General features: G+C 74.1%; 15 protein-coding genes. 6 read left to right on the forward strand and 9 right to left on the reverse strand.

All coding sequences use genetic code 11. From position 1 onward, the window contains the following. The first annotated feature begins 29 nt into the window (after positions 1-29). On the forward strand, positions 30-926 hold the full coding sequence (locus AMPC_RS16695; protein WP_248342549.1) for a sensor histidine kinase: 897 nt from the start codon (positions 30-32) through the stop codon (positions 924-926). Positions 927-945: 19 nt separating this feature from the next. Further along, on the forward strand, positions 946-1,638 hold the full coding sequence (locus AMPC_RS16700; RefSeq protein WP_248342550.1) for a response regulator transcription factor: 693 nt from the start codon (positions 946-948) through the stop codon (positions 1,636-1,638). A 13-nt stretch (positions 1,639-1,651) separates the two neighbouring features. Here AMPC_RS16700 and selA read toward each other — a convergent pair whose 3' ends face one another. Beyond that, positions 1,652-3,076 (reverse strand): L-seryl-tRNA(Sec) selenium transferase, encoded by a 1,425-nt coding sequence (gene selA, locus AMPC_RS16705; protein WP_248342551.1) that lies wholly within the window; start codon positions 3,074-3,076, stop codon positions 1,652-1,654. Positions 3,077-3,152: 76 nt separating this feature from the next. Between selA and nuoL the strand changes: the two genes are divergently transcribed. From nuoL to AMPC_RS16725, 4 genes are all read left to right on the forward strand, one after another. After that, positions 3,153-5,180: an NADH-quinone oxidoreductase subunit L gene (gene nuoL / locus AMPC_RS16710; RefSeq protein WP_248342552.1), complete on the forward strand. Its 2,028-nt coding sequence runs from the start codon at positions 3,153-3,155 to the stop codon at positions 5,178-5,180. 3 nt (positions 5,181-5,183) lie between these two features. Continuing rightward, complete coding sequence (locus tag AMPC_RS16715; RefSeq protein ID WP_248342553.1) at positions 5,184-6,779, forward strand: NADH-quinone oxidoreductase subunit M; 1,596 nt, start codon at positions 5,184-5,186, stop codon at positions 6,777-6,779. Then, a complete protein-coding gene (locus tag AMPC_RS16720; RefSeq protein ID WP_248342554.1) occupies positions 6,776-8,248 on the forward strand; it encodes an NADH-quinone oxidoreductase subunit N in 1,473 nt (490 codons plus the stop codon). Before AMPC_RS16715 ends, AMPC_RS16720 begins: the two co-directional genes overlap by 4 nt. A gap of 156 nt (positions 8,249-8,404) precedes the next feature. Next, the gene (locus AMPC_RS16725; RefSeq protein WP_248342555.1) at positions 8,405-8,866 is read left to right on the forward strand and encodes a CBS domain-containing protein; all 462 of its coding nucleotides are present in this window, start codon (positions 8,405-8,407) and stop codon (positions 8,864-8,866) included. Positions 8,867-8,903: 37 nt separating this feature from the next. On the opposite strand, the gene AMPC_RS16730 is transcribed toward AMPC_RS16725, so the two are convergent. The 8 genes from AMPC_RS16730 to AMPC_RS16765 form a co-directional block, all read right to left on the reverse strand. Next, entirely contained in the window at positions 8,904-9,257 is a 354-nt protein-coding gene (locus AMPC_RS16730) for a response regulator (RefSeq protein ID WP_248342556.1), read from the reverse strand. Between the two features lie 279 nt (positions 9,258-9,536). Beyond that, positions 9,537-10,928, reverse strand: a complete 1,392-nt coding sequence (locus AMPC_RS16735) for a sigma-54-dependent transcriptional regulator (RefSeq protein ID WP_248342557.1) — start codon at positions 10,926-10,928, stop codon at positions 9,537-9,539. Beyond that, the gene (locus AMPC_RS16740; RefSeq protein WP_248342558.1) at positions 10,925-14,506 is read right to left on the reverse strand and encodes a GAF domain-containing protein; all 3,582 of its coding nucleotides are present in this window, start codon (positions 14,504-14,506) and stop codon (positions 10,925-10,927) included. Before AMPC_RS16740 ends, AMPC_RS16735 begins: the two co-directional genes overlap by 4 nt. Then, a complete protein-coding gene (gene selB, locus AMPC_RS16745; protein WP_248342559.1) occupies positions 14,503-16,449 on the reverse strand; it encodes a selenocysteine-specific translation elongation factor in 1,947 nt (648 codons plus the stop codon). The genes AMPC_RS16740 and selB overlap by 4 nt, the downstream gene beginning before the upstream one ends. Before the next feature lie 19 nt (positions 16,450-16,468). After that, positions 16,469-17,188, reverse strand: coding sequence for a phosphoribosyltransferase (locus AMPC_RS16750; protein ID WP_248342560.1), 720 nt, complete (start codon positions 17,186-17,188; stop codon positions 16,469-16,471). Between the two features lie 114 nt (positions 17,189-17,302). Beyond that, positions 17,303-18,181: an Hsp33 family molecular chaperone HslO gene (hslO, locus tag AMPC_RS16755; RefSeq protein WP_248342561.1), complete on the reverse strand. Its 879-nt coding sequence runs from the start codon at positions 18,179-18,181 to the stop codon at positions 17,303-17,305. Positions 18,182-18,197: 16 nt separating this feature from the next. After that, complete coding sequence (locus AMPC_RS16760; protein WP_248342562.1) at positions 18,198-18,749, reverse strand: hypothetical protein; 552 nt, start codon at positions 18,747-18,749, stop codon at positions 18,198-18,200. A gap of 62 nt (positions 18,750-18,811) precedes the next feature. Then, complete coding sequence (locus AMPC_RS16765) at positions 18,812-19,735, reverse strand: SDR family oxidoreductase (RefSeq protein ID WP_248346350.1); 924 nt, start codon at positions 19,733-19,735, stop codon at positions 18,812-18,814. Positions 19,736-19,742: the final 7 nt, after the last annotated feature.

Raw genomic sequence — 19,742 nt, forward strand, 5'->3', positions numbered from 1 at the left:
CCGCCCCCTTCGCGTTATAGTCGTCGGGAATGAAGCTCCGCCGCGTCTACCCGCTGATCATCGGCTTCGTCCTCGGCCCGGCGACGCTGATGCTGACCGTCGGGATCCTCATCCTGGTGTTCGGCTCGGCCGCCCGCGACTACGTCTTCGGCGGGCTCATCCTGGCGCTCGTCACCACCACCATCATCGGCACCGCCGCCACCCTCGCCGTGCTCTACCGCGAGGCCAACGTGGCGAAGCTCCAGACCGAGTTCGTGAACAAGGTCTCGCACGACCTGCGCACGCCGCTCACCAGCATCCGCATGTTCGTGGAGACGCTGCAGATGGGGCGGCTGCCCGACCCGGCGCGCCAGGCCGAGGCGCTCGCCATCCTCTCCGACGAGACCGCCCGGCTCTCCGCGCTCATCAACCGGCTGCTCGACTGGGCGCGCATGGAGTCGGGCAAGCGCGCCTACCACTTCCGGCCCGAGCCGGTCGGCGCCGTGGTGGACGCGGCGCTGCGCGCCTTCGAGCCGATGCTGCTCTCCGGGAACGCCACGCTCACCCGGGACGTGCCCGACGGCCTGCCGCTGGTGCGCTGCGACCGCGAGGCGATCGTGGAGGCGCTCCTGAACCTGCTCCACAACGCCTACAAGTACACCGGGCCGGACAAGCAGATCACCGTGGCGGCGCGCGTGGAGGGCCCGACGGTCCTCGTGACGGTGAGCGACAACGGACCCGGCATCGCCCTGCGCGACCAGAAGCGGATCTTCGAGAAGTTCTACCGGGCGAAGGACCCGCTCGACCGGACCATCGAGGGCTCCGGGCTCGGGCTGCCCATGGTGAAGCACATCCTCACGGCGCACCGCGGCAAGGTGAGCGTCTCGTCGCAGCTGGGGGCCGGGACCACCTTCACGGTGGCGCTCCCGGTGGCGATCCCGGCATGATCCAGGGGAGGGCGACGGCGTGAGCGAGAAGATCCTGGTGGTCGAGGACGACCCGTCCATCCTGCGCGGGCTGCAGCTCAACCTGGGCATGGAGGGGTACGCGGTCCGCTCCGCCATGGACGGCGAGACCGGGCTCGCCCTGGCCCGCACCGAGCGGCCCGACCTCATCCTGCTCGACGTGGGGCTGCCGCGCCTCTCCGGGCTCGACTTCATCCGGGCGCTCCGCGCCGAGGACCCCGACGTGCCGATCCTGGTCGTCTCCGCCAAGGGGCAGGAGACCGACAAGGTGACGGGCCTCTCGCTCGGCGCCGACGACTACGTCGTGAAGCCCTTCGCCCTCAAGGAGCTGCTCGCGCGCATCGGCGCCGCCCTGCGCCGGCGCCGGTCGCGCGGCGAGACCGGCCCCCGGCGCAACGTGAAGAAGGCCGGCGTCATCGTCCTCGACCTCGACGCCCGGCGCGCCACGGTGGAGGGTCGCGAGGTGGAGCTCACGAGCCGCGAGTACGATCTCCTCGCCTTCTTCGTCTCGCACCCGGGGCGCGTGCACAGCCGCGAGCAGCTCATCCAGGCGGTCTGGGGGCACGGCTACTCCGGCACCGGCCGCACCGTGGACAACTTCGTGGTCCGGCTGCGCCAGCACATCGGCGACGACGCCGAGCACCCCCGCCACCTCGAGACGGTGCGCGGGCTGGGGTACCGGTTCACGCCCTGAGGGCGCTCCCGCGCTACGCGACCGCCGCCCGGATCGCCCCGAGCAGCGACTCGTCCTCGCCCGGCTGCACCGTGCGGGGGTCGAACAGCAGCGCCCCTTCCTCGATGCGCGCCACCACCGGCGCCGCCCCGTCGCGCAGGCGCGCGGCGACGGCGTCCGGGTCGGGCAGCGGCAGCGCCAGCGCGCGCGAGGGGAGGGTGACGCCCGGGAGCGAGCCGCCGCCCACCGCCGACGCGACCTCCCGGACGCTCGCGCCCGGCACGAGCCCGGCGAGCGCCTCCCGCCAGCGCCCGGCCCGCTCGGCGAGCGCCTCCGGCGAGAGGGCGATGGCGCGCCAGATCGGGATCTTCGCGAGCGCCTCGCCCCGCTCGTAGTGGGCGAGCGTGGCGGAGAGGCCGGCCAGCGTCACCTTGTCCACGCGCAGCGCCCGGGTGAGCGGGTGGCTGCGGCAGCGCGCGATCGCCTCGCGCCGGCCGACGAGGATGCCCGCCTGCGGCCCGCCGAGCAGCTTGTCGCCGGAGAAGGTGACGAGGTCGGCGCCGGCGGCCACCCGCTCCGGCACGGTCGGCTCGCTGCCCAGCCCGAAGGGCGCGGTGGGGAGGAGCGTGCCCGAGCCGAGGTCGTCCACCACCGCGAGCCCCCGCGCGCGGCCGAGCGCGCAGAGCTCCTCGAGCGCCGCGTCGTGGACGAAGCCGGACATGGCGAAGTTGGAGCGGTGCACCGAGAGCAGGATCGCCGTCCGCGGCCCGATGGCCGCCTCGTAGTCGCGGGCGTAGGTGCGGTTGGTGGTGCCCACCTCGACGAGCGCGCACCCGGAGCGGCGCAGCACGTCGGGGATGCGGAAGCCGCCGCCGATCTCGACGAGCTGGCCGCGCGAGATGATCACCTCGGGCGGGCCGCCGGCGTCGGCGGGGCGATCCCCCGAGAGGGCGCCCAGGGCGAGCATGACCGCCGCGGCGTTGTTGTTCACGACCAGGGCGTCCTCGGCCCCGGTGAGCCGACGCAGCGCGTCGGCGGCGTGCCCGTACCGATCGCCGCGCCGACCCTCCCCAAGTGAGTACTCGAGATTGGTGTATCCGCGCCCGATGGCGCTCATTGCGCCAATCGTCTCCTCGGACAGCGGCGAGCGCCCCAAATTGGTATGGATGAGGATGCCGGTGGCATTGATCACGCCGCGCAGCGACCCGCGGGCGGCCACCTCCAGCCGGCCGACCAGCCGGGCCTCGATCGCCGCCGGCGCGGGGCAGGCGCCGCCGTCGCGCACCGAGTTCCTTACCGCGTCCAGAAGGGCCCGTATTTCCTGCATGACCGGCTCGTGTCCGAGCTGCGCGAGGAGCCCCTCGCGCTCGGCCGCCGCGAGCAGCCGGTCGCTCTTCGGGATCTTCCTCAGCTCCTCGGCGGCGGGGGCGGGCCGGTCGTCCATCTTGATCCGTGCCATACCAGTTGGCCCCTGATATGTCTCGCGAAAGTCAATCGTTGCAGATCGTCCTCACTACGGGTAATCCTTCCCGCCCATGGACAACCCGACCGTGGTGCAGTCCGGGCTGTGGCTCCTCATCCTGCTGCCACTCGCCGGCGCCCTCGTGAACGGACTGGTCGGGCGGAAGCTCGGCAAGGCCAACGTGGCCCTCATCGCCATCGGCGCGATGGTGGCCGCCTTCCTCTCCGCCCTGGTGGTGTACGCCCAGGTGCTCTCCGGCAAGAACGTACAGGCCGGCGGGGACACCTGGTTCCGGGTGCTCGGCCCGGACGGGCGCGCCATGGTCTCGGTCGCGTGGGGGCTCTGGGTGGACCGGCTCTCGGGCACCCTCCTCCTGGTCGTCACGGGCGTGGGGCTCCTCATCCACGTCTACTCGACCTCCTACATGTCGCACGAGGACGACGCCGGGTACGCCCGCTTCTTCACCTACCTGAACCTCTTCGTCGCGGCGATGCTCACCCTCGTCCTCGGCGACAGCCTGGTGCTCACCTTCGTCGGCTGGGAGGGCGTGGGCCTCTGCAGCTACCTGCTCATCGGCTTCTGGTACACCGACGAGCAGAAGGCGTACTGCGGCCGCAAGGCGTTCGTCACCAACCGCATCGGCGACTTCGGGTTCCTCATCGGGCTCTTCACCCTCCTCTCCATCTTCGGCACCGCCAGCTACGGCCAGCTCGCCGCGGCCGTGAAGGGGCAGGGGGTGCACACGGTCCTCGCCGCCGGCGCCTTCTCCGGCTGGACGCTCGGGTCCGCGCTCACGCTCGCCACCCTCGGCCTCTTCGTCGGCTGCTGCGGCAAGAGCGCGCAGCTGCCGCTCTACGTCTGGCTGCCCGACGCCATGGCCGGCCCGACGCCGGTCTCGGCCCTCATCCACGCCGCCACCATGGTGACGGCCGGCGTCTACCTCGTCGCCCGCACGAGCTTCCTCTTCGCGCTCGCGCCGGCCACCATGGCCACCGTCTGCCTGGTGGGCGCGCTCACCGCGGTCTTCGCGGCGGCCATCGCCTTCTTCCAGAACGACATCAAGAAGGTGCTCGCCTACTCCACCGTCTCGCAGCTCGGCTTCATGTTCATCGGCGTGGGCGCCGGGGTCTTCTTCGCCGGCGTGATGCACCTCGTGACGCACGCCTTCTTCAAGGCCTGCCTGTTCCTCGGCGCCGGGTCGGTGATGCACGGCATGCACGAGGACACCGACATCCGGAACATGGGCGGCCTCAAGGACAAGATGCCGCACACGCGGATGACGTTCCTCATCGCCACCCTGGCGATCACCGGGATCGTGCCGCTCTCCGGCTTCTTCTCGAAGGACGCCATCCTGGCGGGGGCGCTCCAGAGCGAGAACGCCGCCTTCCCGGCGGTGGGCAGGATCGCCTACGTGCTCGGGACCCTGGCCGCGGCCGGGACCGCCTTCTACATGATGCGCTGCTACTTCCTCACCTTCTCGGGGAAGCCGCGCACCCAGACCGCCGCGCACGCCCACGAGTCCTCGCCGGCGATGACGGTGCCGCTCTGGATCCTCGCCATCCTCTCGGTGGTGGCGCTCCTGCTCGGGCTGCCCCGGTTCGAGCTCTTCGGGCACTGGGGCGAGGTCTTCGGCGACTTCATGCACCCGGTCTTCGCGCAGGCGCTGGGCACCCTCCACGGCGAGGGCGGCGAGGCGGTGGAGCACGTGATGCTCTGGCCCTTCGCGGTCGCCTGGGGCGTCGCCCTCGGCATGGGCGCGCTCGCCTGGGCCATGTACGTCGGCGGCCTGAAGGAGGTCCCGGGCCGGCTCGCCCGCGCCTTCCCCGCCCTCTACCGCTTCGGCGTGGACAAGTTCCGGGTGGACGAGCTCTACGACCTCTTCGTCGTCAAGTTCGTGAGGAACGGGGCCTGGGTGCTCTGGAAGGTGGTGGACCGGATCGTCATCGAGGGGATCTTCGTGAACGGGATCCCGTGGCTCGTGGCGCGGCTCGGCCGCTTCTTCCGCCTCGGCCAGAACGGCGACCTGCAGCGCTACGCCGCGGTGATCGCGGTGGCGGCGGCGGTGCTCCTCTGGGTGGTCCTCGGCACGGGGGCGCGCTAGGCCATGAACAACCTGCTCTCGATCGTCGTCTTCCTCCCCCTCTTCGGCGCGCTCGGGCTCACCTTCTTCCCGGCCGCCGAGGCGAAGCAGCACCGGGTGGTGGCCCTCCTGGTCTCGCTCGTCGCCTTCGCGCTCTCGCTCGGCCTCTGGCTCGGGTTCGACGCCTCGGCCGCAGCCCCCGAGTTCCAGTTCGAGATCACGGCGCCCTGGGTGCCCTCGCTCGGCATCGGCTACCACGTCGGGATCGACGGCGTGGCGCTCCTGCTCATCCTCCTCACCACCGCGCTCACCCCGCTCGTGATCCTCTCCACCTTCACCGCCGTGCAGGACCGGGTGAAGGAGTTCATGATCGCGCTCTTGGTGCTCGAGACGGCCATGCTCGGCACCTTCGCCGCGCTCGACCTCGTCCTCTTCTACGTGTTCTGGGAGGCGATGCTCATCCCGATGTACCTGCTCATCGGGATCTGGGGCTCGGAGAACCGGCTCTACGCCACGGTGAAGTTCTTCATCTACACCTTCGTCGCGAGCGTGCTCATGCTCGTGGCCATCCTCTACGTCCGGGCCCACGCCGGCAGCTTCGACTACCTCGCCGCGCGCGAGGGGCTGCAGGGGGTGACGCCCTCGGCGCAGCGCTGGCTCTTCCTCGCCTTCGCGCTGGCCTTCGCGGTCAAGGTGCCGATGTTCCCGCTCCACACCTGGCTGCCCGACGCGCACACCGAGGCGCCCACCGCCGGCTCGGTCATCCTGGCCGGCGTGCTCCTCAAGATGGGCACCTTCGGGTTCTTCCGGTACGCCCTGCCGCTCTTCCCCGAGGCGGCCCTCCACTTCCGGCCGGTCATCGCCGCGCTGGCGGTGGTGGGGATCGTCTACGGCGCGCTCATGTGCATCGTGCAGCAGGACATGAAGCGGCTCGTCGCCTACTCCTCGGTGTCGCACCTCGGCTTCGTGATGCTCGGGCTCATGGCGCTCACCGCCGAGGGGCTCACCGGCGGCGTCTACCAGATGCTGAACCACGGCGTCTCCACCGGCGCGCTCTTCCTCCTCGTCGGCATGCTCTACGAGCGGCGCCACACCCGGCTCATCGCCGAGTACGGCGGCATCGCGAAGCAGGTGCCCTGGATCGCCACCGCCTTCGTGGTGGTGACGCTCTCCTCGATCGGCCTCCCGGGCACCAACGGCTTCGTCGGCGAGTTCCTCATCCTCTCCGGCACCTGGCTCGGCAAGCTCCGCCACGCGCCCTGGTACGCCGGCGTCGGCGCCACCGGCGTCATCCTGGGCGCGGTCTACATGCTCTGGATGGTGGAGAAGGTCTTCTTCGGCCGGATCGACAAGCCGGCGAACCGCGTCCTCGCCGACCTCACCGGCCGCGAGGCGGTGGTGATCGCGCCGCTCATCCTCCTCATCGTGGTGATGGGGCTCGCGCCCCAGCCGTTCCTCGACCCGGCGAAGCCGGCGGTGGACCGGCTCCTGGCGCGGTTCCAGGCCGCCGACCAGAAGCTCCAGACCGAACAGCCGGGCCGCCCGCCCTCGGTGGGCACCGAGAGCCCCGGGCTCGCCGCGGCGGTGGCCGCCCCCGGCGCCGAAGGGAACGCGCGATGAACTTCCCCACCCAGGACTTCGCGGCGCTGGCCCCGGTCGGCATCCTGTCCGGCGGCGCGCTGGTGCTCCTCATGACCGAGGTGTTCCTCACCTCGACCCGCCGCGGCTACCAGGCCTCGCTCACGGTGCTCTTCTCCGTGCTCGCCGGCGTGGCCGCCGTGACCGGCGGCTCGCCGGGCGCGATCTTCTCCGGCCAGGCCACGGTGGACTCCTTCTCCACCTTCGTGACCGTCACGGTCTGCGGCGGCCTCGCCCTCTCGGCGCTGGTGGGCGCGGGCTGGCTGCGGGCGCGGCAGGCCGAGCGCGGCGAGTTCTACGCCCTCGCCCTCTTCGGCGCCTCGGGCATGGCGCTGCTCGGCGCGGCCACCGACCTCCTCTTCGCCTTCATCGCCATCGAGGTGATGAGCATCTCGACCTACGCGCTCGCGGCCTACATCCGGCGCGGCCGCAAGCCGGCCGAGGCGGCCTTCAAGTACTTCATCCTCGGCGCCTTCTCGTCGGCGCTCCTGCTCTACGGCGCCGCGCTGGTCTACGGCGCCACCGGCAGCACGCTCTTCTCGAGCGTCGCGCAGGGGCAGGGGGCGGCGCTCCTGGTGGTGGGCCTCGGCCTCGTCGCCGTCGGGCTCGCCTTCAAGGTGGCCGCCGTGCCGTTCCACGTCTGGACCCCCGACGTCTACGAGGGCGCCCCCACCCCGGTGACCGCCTTCATGGCCGCCGGCGTGAAGACCGCCGCCTTCGCGGTGCTCACGCGCCTCGCGCTCGCCGCCTTCTCGGGCGCGCCGCAGTCGGCCGTGGCCGGCTTCGCCGGCGTGCTCGCCGCCCTGGCCCTCATCTCGATGGTCTTCGGCAACTGGCTCGCCCTCACGCAGAAGAGCGTGAAGCGCATGCTCGCCTACAGCTCCATCGCGCACGCGGGCTACCTGCTCGTCGGCGTGGTCTCCGCCGCGGCGGCCGGGGCGCGCGAGGGGGCGCTCTCCTCGATCCTCTTCTACCTCGCCTCCTACACCTTCACCGTGGTCGGCGCCTTCGCGGTGGTCGCCGTGCTGGAGCGCCGGGGCAAGAGCCTCGACGACGAGCCCTCCGACGCCTGGGACCTCGACCGCTTCGCCGGGCTCGGCCGCAAGCGGCCGGGGCTCGCCTTCGCGATGGCGGTCTTCATGGTCTCGCTCGCGGGCGTGCCGCCGACCGCCGGCTTCATCGGCAAGCTGCTCGTCTTCCAGGCCGCCATCTCGGCCCACGCCTACGGGCTCGCGGTGGTGGGCGTGCTCACCTCGGCGCTCGGCGCGTACTACTACCTGCGGGTGGTGGTCTACATGTACATGCGCCCGGCCGAGGATCGGGAGCTCGGCCTGCTGTCGCCGGCCATCCAGGTGGCGGTGGCCGTCGCGGTGCTCGCGGTCATCGTGCTCGGGGTGAGCCCCGAGACGGTGAGCCAGCTCGCGCGCGCCGCCGCCGCGATCGGGATGTAGCCCCCCATCCTCCGGGCGCCAGCCGGGTCGCGCGTCCCTCCACGCGGGACGGTCTCCCCATCGTCCCGGCCGCCAGCCCATTGCGCTTCCCTCCACGCGGGAGTGGGATCGAGCCGCCAGCCCGGAGCTCACCGGGCCGAAGCGGAGGGTGGCGCGATGCTGGTGCAGGAGGCGATGACGAGGCAGGTGTTCGCCTGTCGCGAGGACGAGCCGCTCAGCGCGGCGGCGCAGGTGATGTGGGACCGCGACGTGGGCGCGGTCCCGGTGCTCGGCCGCGACGGGCGGCTGGCGGGCATCGTCACCGACCGCGACCTCTGCATGGCGGCCTACTTCGCCGGCAAGGCGCTCGACGCGGTGCCGATCGAGACCGCCATGTGCCGCAAGGTCTTCACCGCGGCGCCCGACCAGACGATCGATTCGGCCGAGGAGACGATGCGGCACAGCCAGGTGCGCCGGCTCCCGGTGCTCGACGCCGGCGGCGCGCTGGTGGGCATCCTCACCCTCTCCGACCTCGCCCGCGCCACGGCCGCCCGCCGGGCGCGCGAGGAGGAGACCGAGGTCGCCGTGACGCTCGCCGCGATCGCGCAGCCGCGCGACCTCGTGAGCCTGCCGCATTGAAGGGGACGGGGCTCGCGCCGCCGCCCTCCGCCGGGCGCTAGGCGACGATGCTGGCGCGGGGGCCGAGGACCGCTCGCAGGTCCTCGACGCGGAACGGCTTCTCCAGCGCCGCCACCTCCGGGTGGCGCGCCAGGGTCTCGGCGAGCAGGTCGGGGTCGAAGGCGGTGGCGACCACGCAGGCGCGCGAGCTCCGCGCCATCCGGCCGAGGAGTCCGGCCGCGCCGGCGAGGCGCACGTCGATGACGCAGCAGCCGAACTCGCCCGAGGCCAGCTCCCGCTCCGCGGCCTCGACGCTGGGGACGGCGGAGACGGCGTGCCCGTCGAGCCTCAGGGCGATCGCCAGCGCCTGCCGGAAGTTCTGATCGCCATCGATGAGGAGCAGCGGAGACATGCTGGCTCTCGGGCAAAAAAAATGAAGTGCAACGCGCGGCGGGAGTGGTGGGGGGGGTCCTACTCCGACCTGCAGCGTTGCACTTCTGGCTGGGAGTAGAGCAAGCGCGGTGCCAGCGCCCCCGCGCGCCGCCCGGGTCGAGCCCCCTCTGAGTGAAATCGCCTGCTTGGGACGCTTCGGCGCGGCCGGCTCACCTGCCGAGGTTCGCTCGCCCGGGTGGCTCGAGCGCCCGATGCGTCTTTCACTTCTGCAAAAGAAATTGCAGAGGTGAAAGGAACCTCAAGGGTGGCCGCCGGGGGACTCTCCCCCTCGGGACGGGATCCCGAGCCGCTTCATCTTGCGCCAGAGGGTGGTGGGAGAGACGCCCAGCTCCCGCGCCACCCGCCCGAGATCGCCGTCGGCCCGGGCCACGGCGACCTCGATGGCGCGGCGCTCGGCCGCGTCCACCACCTCGGCCAGCGTGAGCGACGGCTCGGCGCCGCCGCCCTGCCGGGCGCCGTGGGGCCCCTCGAGGTGGATGTCCGCGGCCCGGATCTCGGGCGCGGTGGAGAGCGCCGCCGCCTGCTCGATCATGTTCTCGAGCTCGCGGACGTTCCCGGGCCAGTCGTGCGCCATGAGCCGCTCGAGGGCCTCGGGGGTGAGCGCCTTCCGGTCGCCGGCGCGCCGGTTGTAGCGCTCGAGGAAGTGGCCGGCGAGGAGCGGGACGTCCTCCTTCCGCTCGCGCAGGGGCGGCAGCCGGAGCGGCACCACGTTGAGCCGGTAGAAGAGGTCCTCGCGGAACCGCTTCTCGGCGATGGCGCGCCGCAGGTCCTGGTTGGTCGCCGCGATCACCCGCACGTCCACCTGGATGGCGGTGGACTCGCCGACGCGGCGGATCTCCCCCTCCTGCAGCGCGCGCAGCAGCCTGGCCTGGAAGCCGGGGGCGGTCTCGCCGATCTCGTCGATGAACAGGGTGCCGCCGGAGGCCTCCTCGAAGAGGCCGCGCCGCGCCCGGGTGGCGCCGGTGAAGGAGCCCTTGGCGTGGCCGAAGAGCTCCGACTCGAGCAGGGTCTCGGTGATGGCGGCGCAGTTGACCGGGACGAAGGGCTTGTCGCTGCGGCGGCTCCCGGCGTGCAGGGCGCGGGCGATGAGCTCCTTGCCGGTGCCCGACTCGCCGGTGATGAGCACGGTCGCGTCGGAGTGGGCCACCCGTACCACCCGCTCGAGCAGGTCGCGGAGCGCCGCCGAGCGGCCCACGATGTGCTCGAGGCCGTAGCGCTCGCGGAACTCGCCGGTGAGCAGCGTCATCTGCCCGAGCAGGCGGCGCTTCTCCGCCGCCTTGGCGATGCGCACCAGGAACTCCGCCTCCTGGAAGGGCTTCGAGAGGTAGTCGTAGGCGCCGCGCCGGATCGCCTCGACCGCCGAGTCGATGGTGCCGTAGGCGGTCATGACGATGACCTGGGTGGTGGGCGCCGCCTCGGCCGCGGCCCGCAGCACCTCCATCCCGTCCGGCGGCCCCATGCGCAGGTCGGTGAGGATCACGTCGAAGGTCTCGGCCCCGACGCGCTGGATGGCGGCGGTGCCGTCCTCGGCCTCCGCCACGTCGTAGCCGGCCGCGCGCAGCATGAGCGCGGTGGTGGTCCGCATGTTCTTCTGGTCGTCCACGACCAGGACCTTGCTGCGGTTGCTCATCCCGTCCCCTCCGCCCCGCCCGGCGGCGCCGCCGGCAGCCGGATCCGGAACGTGGTGCCGCGCCCCGGCTCGCTCTCCACCGCGATCTCGCCGCGGTGCTCGTCCACGATGCGCTTCACCACCGCGAGGCCGATGCCGGTGCCGGTCGCCTTGGTGGTGAAGAACGGCTCGAAGATGCGGTGGCGCACCTCGGCCGGGATGCCCGGGCCGGCGTCGCTCACCGCGATCTCCACCCCGCCCGCGCTCGCCGCCACGCGCGCCCGCACCACGCCCCCCTGCGGCATCGCCTGCGCGGCGTTCACCGCCAGGTTCACGAGGGCCTGCCGGAGCAGCCGCGCGTCCACCGCGACCGGCGGCAGCCCGGGCTGGGACTCGAGCTCGAGCCGGAGCCCCGGCGCGCGCTGCGCCAGCGCCGAGGTGAGCGCCTCCTCCACCAGCCGGTCCACCGGCTCGGGCCGCAGCGCCGGCGCCGCCGGCCGCGCGAAGTCGAGCAGGTCGCCCACGATGCGGTTGAGCCGGTCCGACTCCTCGCCCACGATCTCGAGCAGGAGCTTGGCGTCGCCGGTCGGCTTGAGCAGCCGCTTCAGCGAGCCGAGCGAGTTGAAGATCACGCCGAGCGGGTTGCGCACCTCGTGCGCCACCACCGCCGAGAGCTCGCCGAGCGCCGCCAGCCGCTCGCGGTGCACGAGCTGCGCCTGCGCCCGCGCCAGGTCGGCGTAGCTGCGGCGCAGGTCCTGGTAGAGCCGGGCGTTCTCGAGCGCCACCGCGAGCTGGTTGGCGATGGCGGTGGCGCGCTCGGTCTCGGCGTGGGTGAAGCGGCGCGCCTGGCGCTCCTCCACGATCACCACGCTGCCGATGGAGCGCCCCCGCGCCACCAGCGGGACGCCGAGGTAGGCCTTGGCGCGCGAGACCGCCTGCACCGAGTGGTCCACGCGGGCGTCGCCCTCGGCGTCGTCCACGATGAGCGGCTCCTGGTGGAGGTAGACCCAGGGCGCGACGCCCGGCTGCTCGAGCGACTGCGCGTGACCGAGCAGCTCCGGGTGCCCCCCGGCGACGGCGCGGATCTCGAGCCGCTCGCCGGCGGCGTCGGGCAGGAGCAGGTAGGCGTCGGTGGCCTCGACGATGCGCACCAGGTTGCGCACGCCGGCGTCGAGCACCGCGCCGAGGTCGAGCGTCGAGACGAGCGACCGGCCCACCTCGAGCACCATGCCGAGCTCCTCGGCGCGCTGGCGCTCCTGCCCGTAGAGCTCGGCGTTCTCGAGCCCCATGGCCGCCTCGCCCGCCAGGGCGTAGGCGAGGGCCACGTCGGCCTCGGAGAAGACCCGGCCCGGCGCGTCCGCCACCACCACCACGCCGCGGGTCGAGCGGCGCGAGGTGAGCGGCAGGATCAGCATGGCGAGCCGGGGGTGGCCGGGCGCGCTCAGGGGGCTGCGGGGGTCGAGCCCGGTGTCGGCGCAGTAGACCGGCTCCTGCGACCGGAGCGCCTCGGCGGCGAGGCCGCCCGCGTGCAGGCGGACGTCGGCCCCGGCCGGCGGGAGCGGGTCGCCGTGCGCCGCCATCCCCCTCAGCACCCGCCGCTCCTCGTCCACCAGGAACACCGCCGCCGAGCGCGCGCCGAGCGCCTGCGTGAGCCGCCGGCAGGTGGCGTCGAGGAGCGGGCGAGGGTCGCCGAGCGGCGAGCCGAAGACCTCCAGCGCGAGGGCGCTCACCGCCTCGAGGTCGGCGGCGCGCTTGCGGGTGCCGGCGAAGAGGCGGGCGTTGTCCACCGCCACCGCGAGCTGCGCGCCGACCGCCGAGAGGAGCTGGATCTCCTCCGCCCCGAAGGGCCGATCCTCCCGCCGCCGCGCCAGGAGGAAGGCCCCGAGCGCGCGGTCCTTCACCAGCAGCGGCACCTCCACCGCGACCCGGATCCCCTCGCGGTCGCGGTACCAGCGCACCTCGGGCGCGTCGCCCTCGAGCACCGGGAGCGGCACGGGGGCGAGCCGCTCCACCGACTTGCCGAGCGGCCCCTCGCCCACCGCGATGCGGCGGACGCGCTGGGCGGTCTCCTCGCCGACGCCGAGGACCGCGGTCTGCACCAGCTCGCGCCCCTCGAGCAGGTAGGCCGCGCCCACCTCGGCGCCGAGGGTGGACATCATCCGCCGGAGCGCGTTCTCGAAGAGCAGCACCGGGTCGAGCGTGGCGGTCGCGAGCGCGAGGTCGTTGAGCAGGGTGAGCTCGGAGACGCGCCCGCGCAGATCGGCGAGGAGCCGCTGGTTCTCGACGGCCGCGGCGAAGTGGGCCGCCATGGCCTGGAGCAGGCCGGCGCGGCACTCGGACTCGGGGCGCCGCTCCCCCCAGCCCACGGCGAGGACGCCCAGCACGGTCGAGCGCACCTTGAGCGGCACGAGCACCCGGGTGGCGAGCCCGAGCGCGCGCATGCGCGCCTGGAGCTCCGGCCCGCCGACCTCGGGCTGGTGCACCACCGGGGCCCCGCTCTCGACCGTCTCGCCGATGGGGTTGCCCGCGAGCCGCGGCCGCTGCTGGGAGCCCTCGGGGACGCCCTCGGTGTAGCGCAGCACCGCCTCGGCGCCGCCGGGCTCGAGCAGCCAGAGCGCGAGCCCCTTGCAGCCGAAGGCCCGCAGCACCACCGGCGTGGCCGCCTTCAGGAAGGCGTCGAGGTCGCGGGCCTGCCCGGCGAGCCGCGCCAGCTCGTTGAGCGCCGCCAGCTCGGCGTTGCGCTCGGAGAGGTCGGAGATGGCCACCCCGGCGTCGAGGGCCGCCGAGACCTGCGCCCCGAAGAGCCGGAAGGCGGCCAGATCGCGCGGCCGCATCCACGGGCTCATCACGTTGAGCAGGTAGCGCGGCTGCCCGCCCTGGTCGATGCGGACGCTGATGCCGTTGCCGAACCCGAGCCGGACGGTGGCCTCCCGCGCCGCCGGGCCGCGCTCCGGCCCGAAGAAGGCCTCGACCTCCGCCGGCAGGTCCTCGACGTAGGCGGCGCCCTCCGCCCAGGCGGCCCGGGTGGCGGCGGTCCAGCAGGCGCGCAGCCCGGGCAGCCCCTCGCCGAGGGCGCCCTCGGCCCTGGCGCGGGCCACCGGATCGCCGATGCTCCACTCGACCACCAGCCCGTCGCCGTCGGGCCGGATGAGCGCCGGCTGGACGCCGATCCGATCGAGCCCCCACCGGAGCAGGTCGAACACCGCCGGCGCGCTCCGCTCGCGCTGGATCTCGGCGCCGAGCCGGGCGAGGTCGATGAGCCGCTCGCGCTCGATCCGCGGGGCGGTGAGGTCGCGCAGCTGCACCACCACGTCGTCGCCGTCGAGCGCCACCAGCGCCTCGACCGGCAGCCGGGCGCCGTCGGCCCGCAGCACCTCGGTCTCGAACTCGGTGGGGGCGCCGGCGCCGCGCAGCCGGCGGGCGTGCCGCTCGAGCGAGGCGGCGCGCCGCTCCTCCGGCACGAAGCGGAGCCAGCTCTCGCCGAGGAGCTGCTCCTCGCGGTAGCCGAGGAGCGCCAGCGCCGCGGCCGAGGCGAAGCGGACCACGCCCTCGCGGATCACCACCGTGCCGAGCGGGGCCGCGTCGAGGATCCGGCTCACGCGTGCCCCTCGCCGCGCAGGACCCGCTTCTCTCCCACCCGGAGCGTGACCTTCTCGCGGTCGAAGTACTCCGCGAGCGGGATGACGTACTTGCGCGTGGCGCCCACCAGGTCCTTGAACTCGGGGGTGGCGATCTCCTTGCGCTCGCGGAGATGGGCCACGAGCCTGGCCCGGAGCGCCGCCACCGCCGCCGCGTCGAACCAGAGCTCGGCCGAGACCCGCACCACCGCCCCCTCGGCGAGGAGCAGCTTCAGCACGGCGCCGACGTCCGGCGCGGAGGCGCCCACGAGGCCGGGCAGCTCGGCGAGCCAGGGCGGGGTGAGGGCCCCCTTGGCGAGCGCGGCGGCCACCCGCGCCTTGAGCTCGCCGCCGGCGCTCGAGGCGCTGGCGGCGCGGTGCTCGGGCGACCGCACGTGGTCCCCCTCCACCGCGAGCTGCTGGCGCTCGACGAGCTGGGTGAGGAGCCGCTGGAACAGGCGCGGGTCGGTGATGGGCGGGAGCTTGCCCCGGAGCGCCTCGCGCCCCATGCCGGCGGCGAGCGGCTGCGCCCGGTGGAAGGCCTTCACCGCGGCGACGAGCCGCTGCGAGAGCTGCTCGGCCACGCTGCCCGCCACCCAGGCCCGGTGCTCCTTGTCGAAGAGGAGCGCCGCGCCGCGCGCGCCGAGCCGCGGGAGCGCCGCCGCGAGCGCCTTCTGCGGCAGCGCGGTGCGGCCGGGCAGGGCCGCCTCGGCGAGCCCGGCCGGGCCGGCCATGGCGAGCACCGCCTCGAGCCGCTGGTCGGCGTCGCCGCGGGCGAGGGCCTCGAGCCCGACGAGCCCCTCCGGCCGCCCCCGGCGCCGCCGCGGCGGCTGCACCGCGAGGACGCGGCCGCCGGCGAGGGTCTTGCCGCGCCCCTGCAGCACCGCGAACCCGCGCAGGATGAAGCGCAGGCCGGGGAGGGCGGCCACCGGCTCGGCGAGCCGGAGCTGGGCGAAGCAGGTCTGCCCCGGCGCGAGCTCGGCCCGGTCGAGCAGCGCCACCGTGGCGCTCGCCTGCGCGGTGCCGAGGTGGAGGAGGAGCCTCGCCCGGTGGCGCAGCGGCTTCGGCGCCGCCGCGAGCAGCGAGAGCTCCACGTCGAGCATCCGCGCCGGGACCACCACGCCCGCCTGCACCAGGGCCTGCCCGCGCGCCACCGCGCCGGCCTCGACGCCCGGCAGGTTCACGGCGGTGCGCTGGCCGGCGAGGGCGCGCGGCACGGGCGCGCCGTGGACCTGCACCGTGCGCACCCGGAGCGGCTCGGTCGCGGGCGGGCAGAGCGCCACCGCGTCGCCCTCGGAGACCGCGCCGGAGACGAGCGTGCCCGTCACCACCGTGCCGAAGCCCTTGAGCGAGAAGGCGCGATCGACCGGCAGGTAGAGCGGGCCGTCCGGGGAGCGCTCCGGCACCTCCCGCGCGAGCCGGGCCACCTCGGCCTTGAGCGCGTCGAGCCCCTCGCCGGTGCGGGCCGACACCGGCAGGATGGGCGCGCCCTCGAGGAAGGTCCCCTTCACGGCCGCGGCGATCTCGCCCTCGAGCAGCGGCAGCCAGTCCTCGCCGAGGCCGGCGAGCAGGTCGCTCTTCGTCACCGCCACGAGCCCGCGGGGCACGCCGAGCAGCCGGCAGATGTCGAGGTGCTCGCGGGTCTGCGGCATCACCCCCTCGTCCGCCGCCACCACCAGCACCACCACGTCGATGCCGCCCGCCCCGGCGGCCATGGCGCGCACGAACCGCTCGTGGCCGGGGACGTCCACCACGCCGGCCACGGTGCCGTCGGGCAGGCCGAGGTGCGCGAAGCCGAGCTCGATGGTGATGCCGCGCCGCTTCTCCTCGGCGAGCCGGTCGGTGTCGATGCCGGTGAGCGCCCGGACGAGCGCGGTCTTGCCGTGGTCGATGTGACCGGCGGTGCCGAGGACGATGCGCTTCATGATCGCGGCCGCGGCCCCGTCACACCCCCGCCTCGCCGGGGTCCTCGCCGCCGCCCAGGTCCGGGGTGTGGAGCTGGTAGTCCCAGGGGAACACCGCCACGGCGTCGGTCTGCAGCGCCGAGAAGTCGGGGCGCCCGCCGCGGGGGCGGGAGACCACGGCGGCCGTGCGCACCGCCGCCGCGCCGGCGCGGCGGAGCAGGGCGCGGGCGCGGTCGAGGGTGCGGCCGGTCTGGCAGACGTCGTCCACGAGGAGCACGCGCTTCCCGGCGAGCTCGGGGAGCGCCTCGCCGTCGGCCGCCGCGCCGCGCGCCGCCAGCCGGAGCGGGTGGAAGTCCACGTCGAGCGCCGCGGCGAGCGCGCCGCCCACGACCACGCCGCCCTTGGCGATGCCGACGACCACCTGGGGCCGGAAGGTCTCGCCGATGCGGCCGGCGAGGGCGCGGGCGATCTCGCCGAAGGTCTCCCAGCTGAGCTCGCGGACGTTCTGGCGCGACCGCGCCCCGCGGCGGGCGCCGGCGCCGAGCCGCGCCACCGCGAAGGCGTCGCCGACCCCGACGCCGAGCGGCTGCTCGGGGCGGGCGCCGCCCTCGGAGGGCCGCCGGCCGGCAGGGCGCGCGGCGGTGCGCAGGGCGGTCTTCTTGCGGGCGGGGGCCTTGCGGGCGGGGGCCGCGGCGGGCCGGGCCGGCCGCGGGGCGGCGGCGGCGCGCGCCGGCTTGGTCCTGCTCTTCTTCTTCACCATGGGTCGGCTCCTCGCGCGGGCGGCACCGGCGCCCAGGGCGGGCGCCGATGCTACCACGAAGAGGGGGTCAGAGCCCGTGAGGGAATCCTCGCCGAGAGGGTTCCTCGCGGGCGCTCAGGCGTCCTGGGAGAGCCGCCCCAGGATGTCGCGCAGCTCGGGCTCGGCGACCACGTACGTCTGCCGGCAGAACTCGCAGGTGATGACCGCCTGCTTCTCGTTCGCGAGCACGTCGAGGATGCCGTCGCGGCCGAGCGCCGACACCGCCACGCGGGCGCGGTCGGGGCCGCAGGAGCAGCGGTAGGCCACCTCGAGGTCGCCGAGCAGCTCGAACCCGGGCCCGGCGACGGCGGCGATCGCCTCCTGCGCCGTCGCGCCGGCCTTCACCGCGCCCAGGAAGGCGCCCTCGGCGATGCGCGCGCGCACCTGCTCCAGGGCGGCCTGGTCGCCGCCCGGCAGCTTCTGCACGAGCACCCCGGCCGCGTCGCCGATGGGCTGCCCCTCGGCCGGGATCACCCGCACGTCGAGCGCCGACTCCACCTGCTCGCTCTTCTCGTAGAAGCGGCGCAGATCGCCGGCGAGCGTGAGCGCCTCGAGCTCGATCTGGCTCCGGTGGTACTGCCCGTTCCCCTGGTCCCGGAGCACCGACAGGTACCCCTCGCCCCCGAGGGCGGCCCGGTCGCCCGCCTCGGGCGCGCTGGCGGGGAAGTCCACCTGGGGCGAGCGGACGTAGCCGCGCACGCTGCCGTCCTGGCCGGCGTCCACCAGCAGGCCGCGGAGCGGGCCGTCGCAGGCGAGCTGCAGGTTCACCCGGCTGCCGTCCTTCTGCAGCGCCGCGGTGAGCAGGCCGGCGGCCAGCGCCTCGGCGAAGAGCCGGGCGGAGGTGGGGTAGAGGCCGTGCAGCATCCGGGCGATGCGGGCGGTCTCCGTCACGCGGACGAAGACCGCGCGCAGGCCGCGGTCCTGGAACAGGCCGCGAACGAGGCGATCGGACATAGGGGGCGGTGTTGTACTAGCCCGGGAGCACGGCCGCCAGCGCGAGCGCGAGCTGCGCCGGCGGCGGCGGGACGGCGGCGGCGCTGCCGCTCAGGCGCACGCCGGCACGGCCGGTGGTCGGGAGGACGCCCTTGCGGTAGACGCAGCCGACCTCGCCCTGGAACAGGCCCGGCTCCTTCCGGGGCATGTCGAGCGAGCAGGCGCCGTAGCGGCCGCTCAGCGACTTCTCGTCGATCTCCACGCTGATGCGCTTCCCCTCCACGAGCCCCCGGATCTCGGTGTGGCCGTCCTTGGTCGTCACCCAGACGTCGAAGTTGGTGCCGTGGAGGTGATCCTGCTCGAGCCGGAGGTCGTAGTCGTGCCGCTTGAGATCGCCGGCCCAGGTGCCGTCGGCGCGCCGGGTCATGTTGACGAGCGGTCCCACCACCCGGGCGTCGTCGAAGGACGCGCTGCCGGAGGCGCTGCCGCTCGCGATGAACTGCACCTCGCCCGTGGGCCGCCACTCCTGGGCGAAGGCGGACGCGGCGAGCAGCGAACAGGCGGCGAGGGCGGGTGCGAGGGCGCGCATGTGGGTGAGCATACGCCACACGGTCCGTCCGTGTCGCCCCCTTCCGGAGGGGCGGCCGGACTTCACCCTGGGAGAACGCTGCGGATGGTCTCGCGCAGCCCGTAGTGCGGCGCCCAGCCCATCTCCCGCACCGCCCGGGAGCCGTCCACGTTGCAGAGGTACTGGATGTGGTCGATCTCCTCGGGCGGGAAGCTCGTGAGCCGGGCCTCGAAGGCGCGCCGCACCAGGGGCCGCACGAGGAAGTGCGGCACCGGGATGGGCTTGCGCCCGAGCTCGCGCAGCGCCGCGGAGAGCGGCACCTCGCCCGGGCCGGTCACGTTGTAGATGCCCCGGACACCCGGCTTGAGCGCGAGCGCAAGCGCCCGGCAGGCGTCGCCCTCGTGGATGAGCTGCACCATGGGATCGAAGCCCATCACGGTGATGGGCTGGGCGAGCCGCAGGTAGTTCGAGGGGGCGTTGCGGACGGTCGGGCCGACGATGTGCACCGGCCGCAGGATCACGGTCTCGAGCTCCGGGTGCTTCCACAGGAACGACTGCGCGTACATGTCGAGCTCGACGAGGTCGCGGAAGTCGCTGTAGCGCTCGGCGGCGAGGAGCGGGGTCTCCTCGGTGAGGAAGTTGGAGTTGTCGGGGAGCGGGCCGTAGACGTTGGCGCTCGAGAGCACCACCACCTTCTTCACCCCGTGCTTGACGCACAGGTCGAGCACCTTCTGCGTCCCGAGGATGTTGAAGCGGTGGGCCTCGGAGAAGGGCATCCGCGGGTCGTGCATGATGCCGAGGTGGATGAGCGCCTCGATCCGCTCGTGGCGGAAGACCTCGTCCACCTTCTTCTTGCGGATGTCCACCTGGTGGTGCGTGACGTCCTTGGGCTTCTCGGGGAAGGGGCGCCGGTCGACGCCGACCAGCCGGGTCTCGGTGTGGAGGAGCTTCGCGAGGGCGCGCCCGAGGTTGCCGGAGATGCCGGTGATGGCGACCGAGCGCGGCATGCCGGGG

Origin of the sequence: Anaeromyxobacter paludicola (assembly GCF_023169965.1) — a bacterium.
Classification (GTDB): domain Bacteria; phylum Myxococcota; class Myxococcia; order Myxococcales; family Anaeromyxobacteraceae; genus Anaeromyxobacter_B; species Anaeromyxobacter_B paludicola.

Coding starts and splice junctions, on each gene's coding strand:
- AMPC_RS16765 (WP_248346350.1), bottom strand. CDS start 19,735: ATGCCGCGCTCGGTCGCCATCACCGGCATCTCCGGCAACCTCGGGCGC.
- selB (WP_248342559.1), bottom strand. CDS start 16,449: ATGAAGCGCATCGTCCTCGGCACCGCCGGTCACATCGACCACGGCAAG.
- AMPC_RS16730 (WP_248342556.1), bottom strand. CDS start 9,257: ATGTCTCCGCTGCTCCTCATCGATGGCGATCAGAACTTCCGGCAGGCG.
- AMPC_RS16735 (WP_248342557.1), bottom strand. CDS start 10,928: ATGAGCAACCGCAGCAAGGTCCTGGTCGTGGACGACCAGAAGAACATG.
- selA (WP_248342551.1), bottom strand. CDS start 3,076: ATGGCACGGATCAAGATGGACGACCGGCCCGCCCCCGCCGCCGAGGAG.
- AMPC_RS16695 (WP_248342549.1), top strand. CDS start 30: ATGAAGCTCCGCCGCGTCTACCCGCTGATCATCGGCTTCGTCCTCGGC.
- hslO (WP_248342561.1), bottom strand. CDS start 18,181: ATGTCCGATCGCCTCGTTCGCGGCCTGTTCCAGGACCGCGGCCTGCGC.
- AMPC_RS16715 (WP_248342553.1), top strand. CDS start 5,184: ATGAACAACCTGCTCTCGATCGTCGTCTTCCTCCCCCTCTTCGGCGCG.
- AMPC_RS16750 (WP_248342560.1), bottom strand. CDS start 17,188: ATGGTGAAGAAGAAGAGCAGGACCAAGCCGGCGCGCGCCGCCGCCGCC.
- AMPC_RS16760 (WP_248342562.1), bottom strand. CDS start 18,749: ATGCGCGCCCTCGCACCCGCCCTCGCCGCCTGTTCGCTGCTCGCCGCG.
- nuoL (WP_248342552.1), top strand. CDS start 3,153: ATGGACAACCCGACCGTGGTGCAGTCCGGGCTGTGGCTCCTCATCCTG.
- AMPC_RS16720 (WP_248342554.1), top strand. CDS start 6,776: ATGAACTTCCCCACCCAGGACTTCGCGGCGCTGGCCCCGGTCGGCATC.
- AMPC_RS16725 (WP_248342555.1), top strand. CDS start 8,405: ATGCTGGTGCAGGAGGCGATGACGAGGCAGGTGTTCGCCTGTCGCGAG.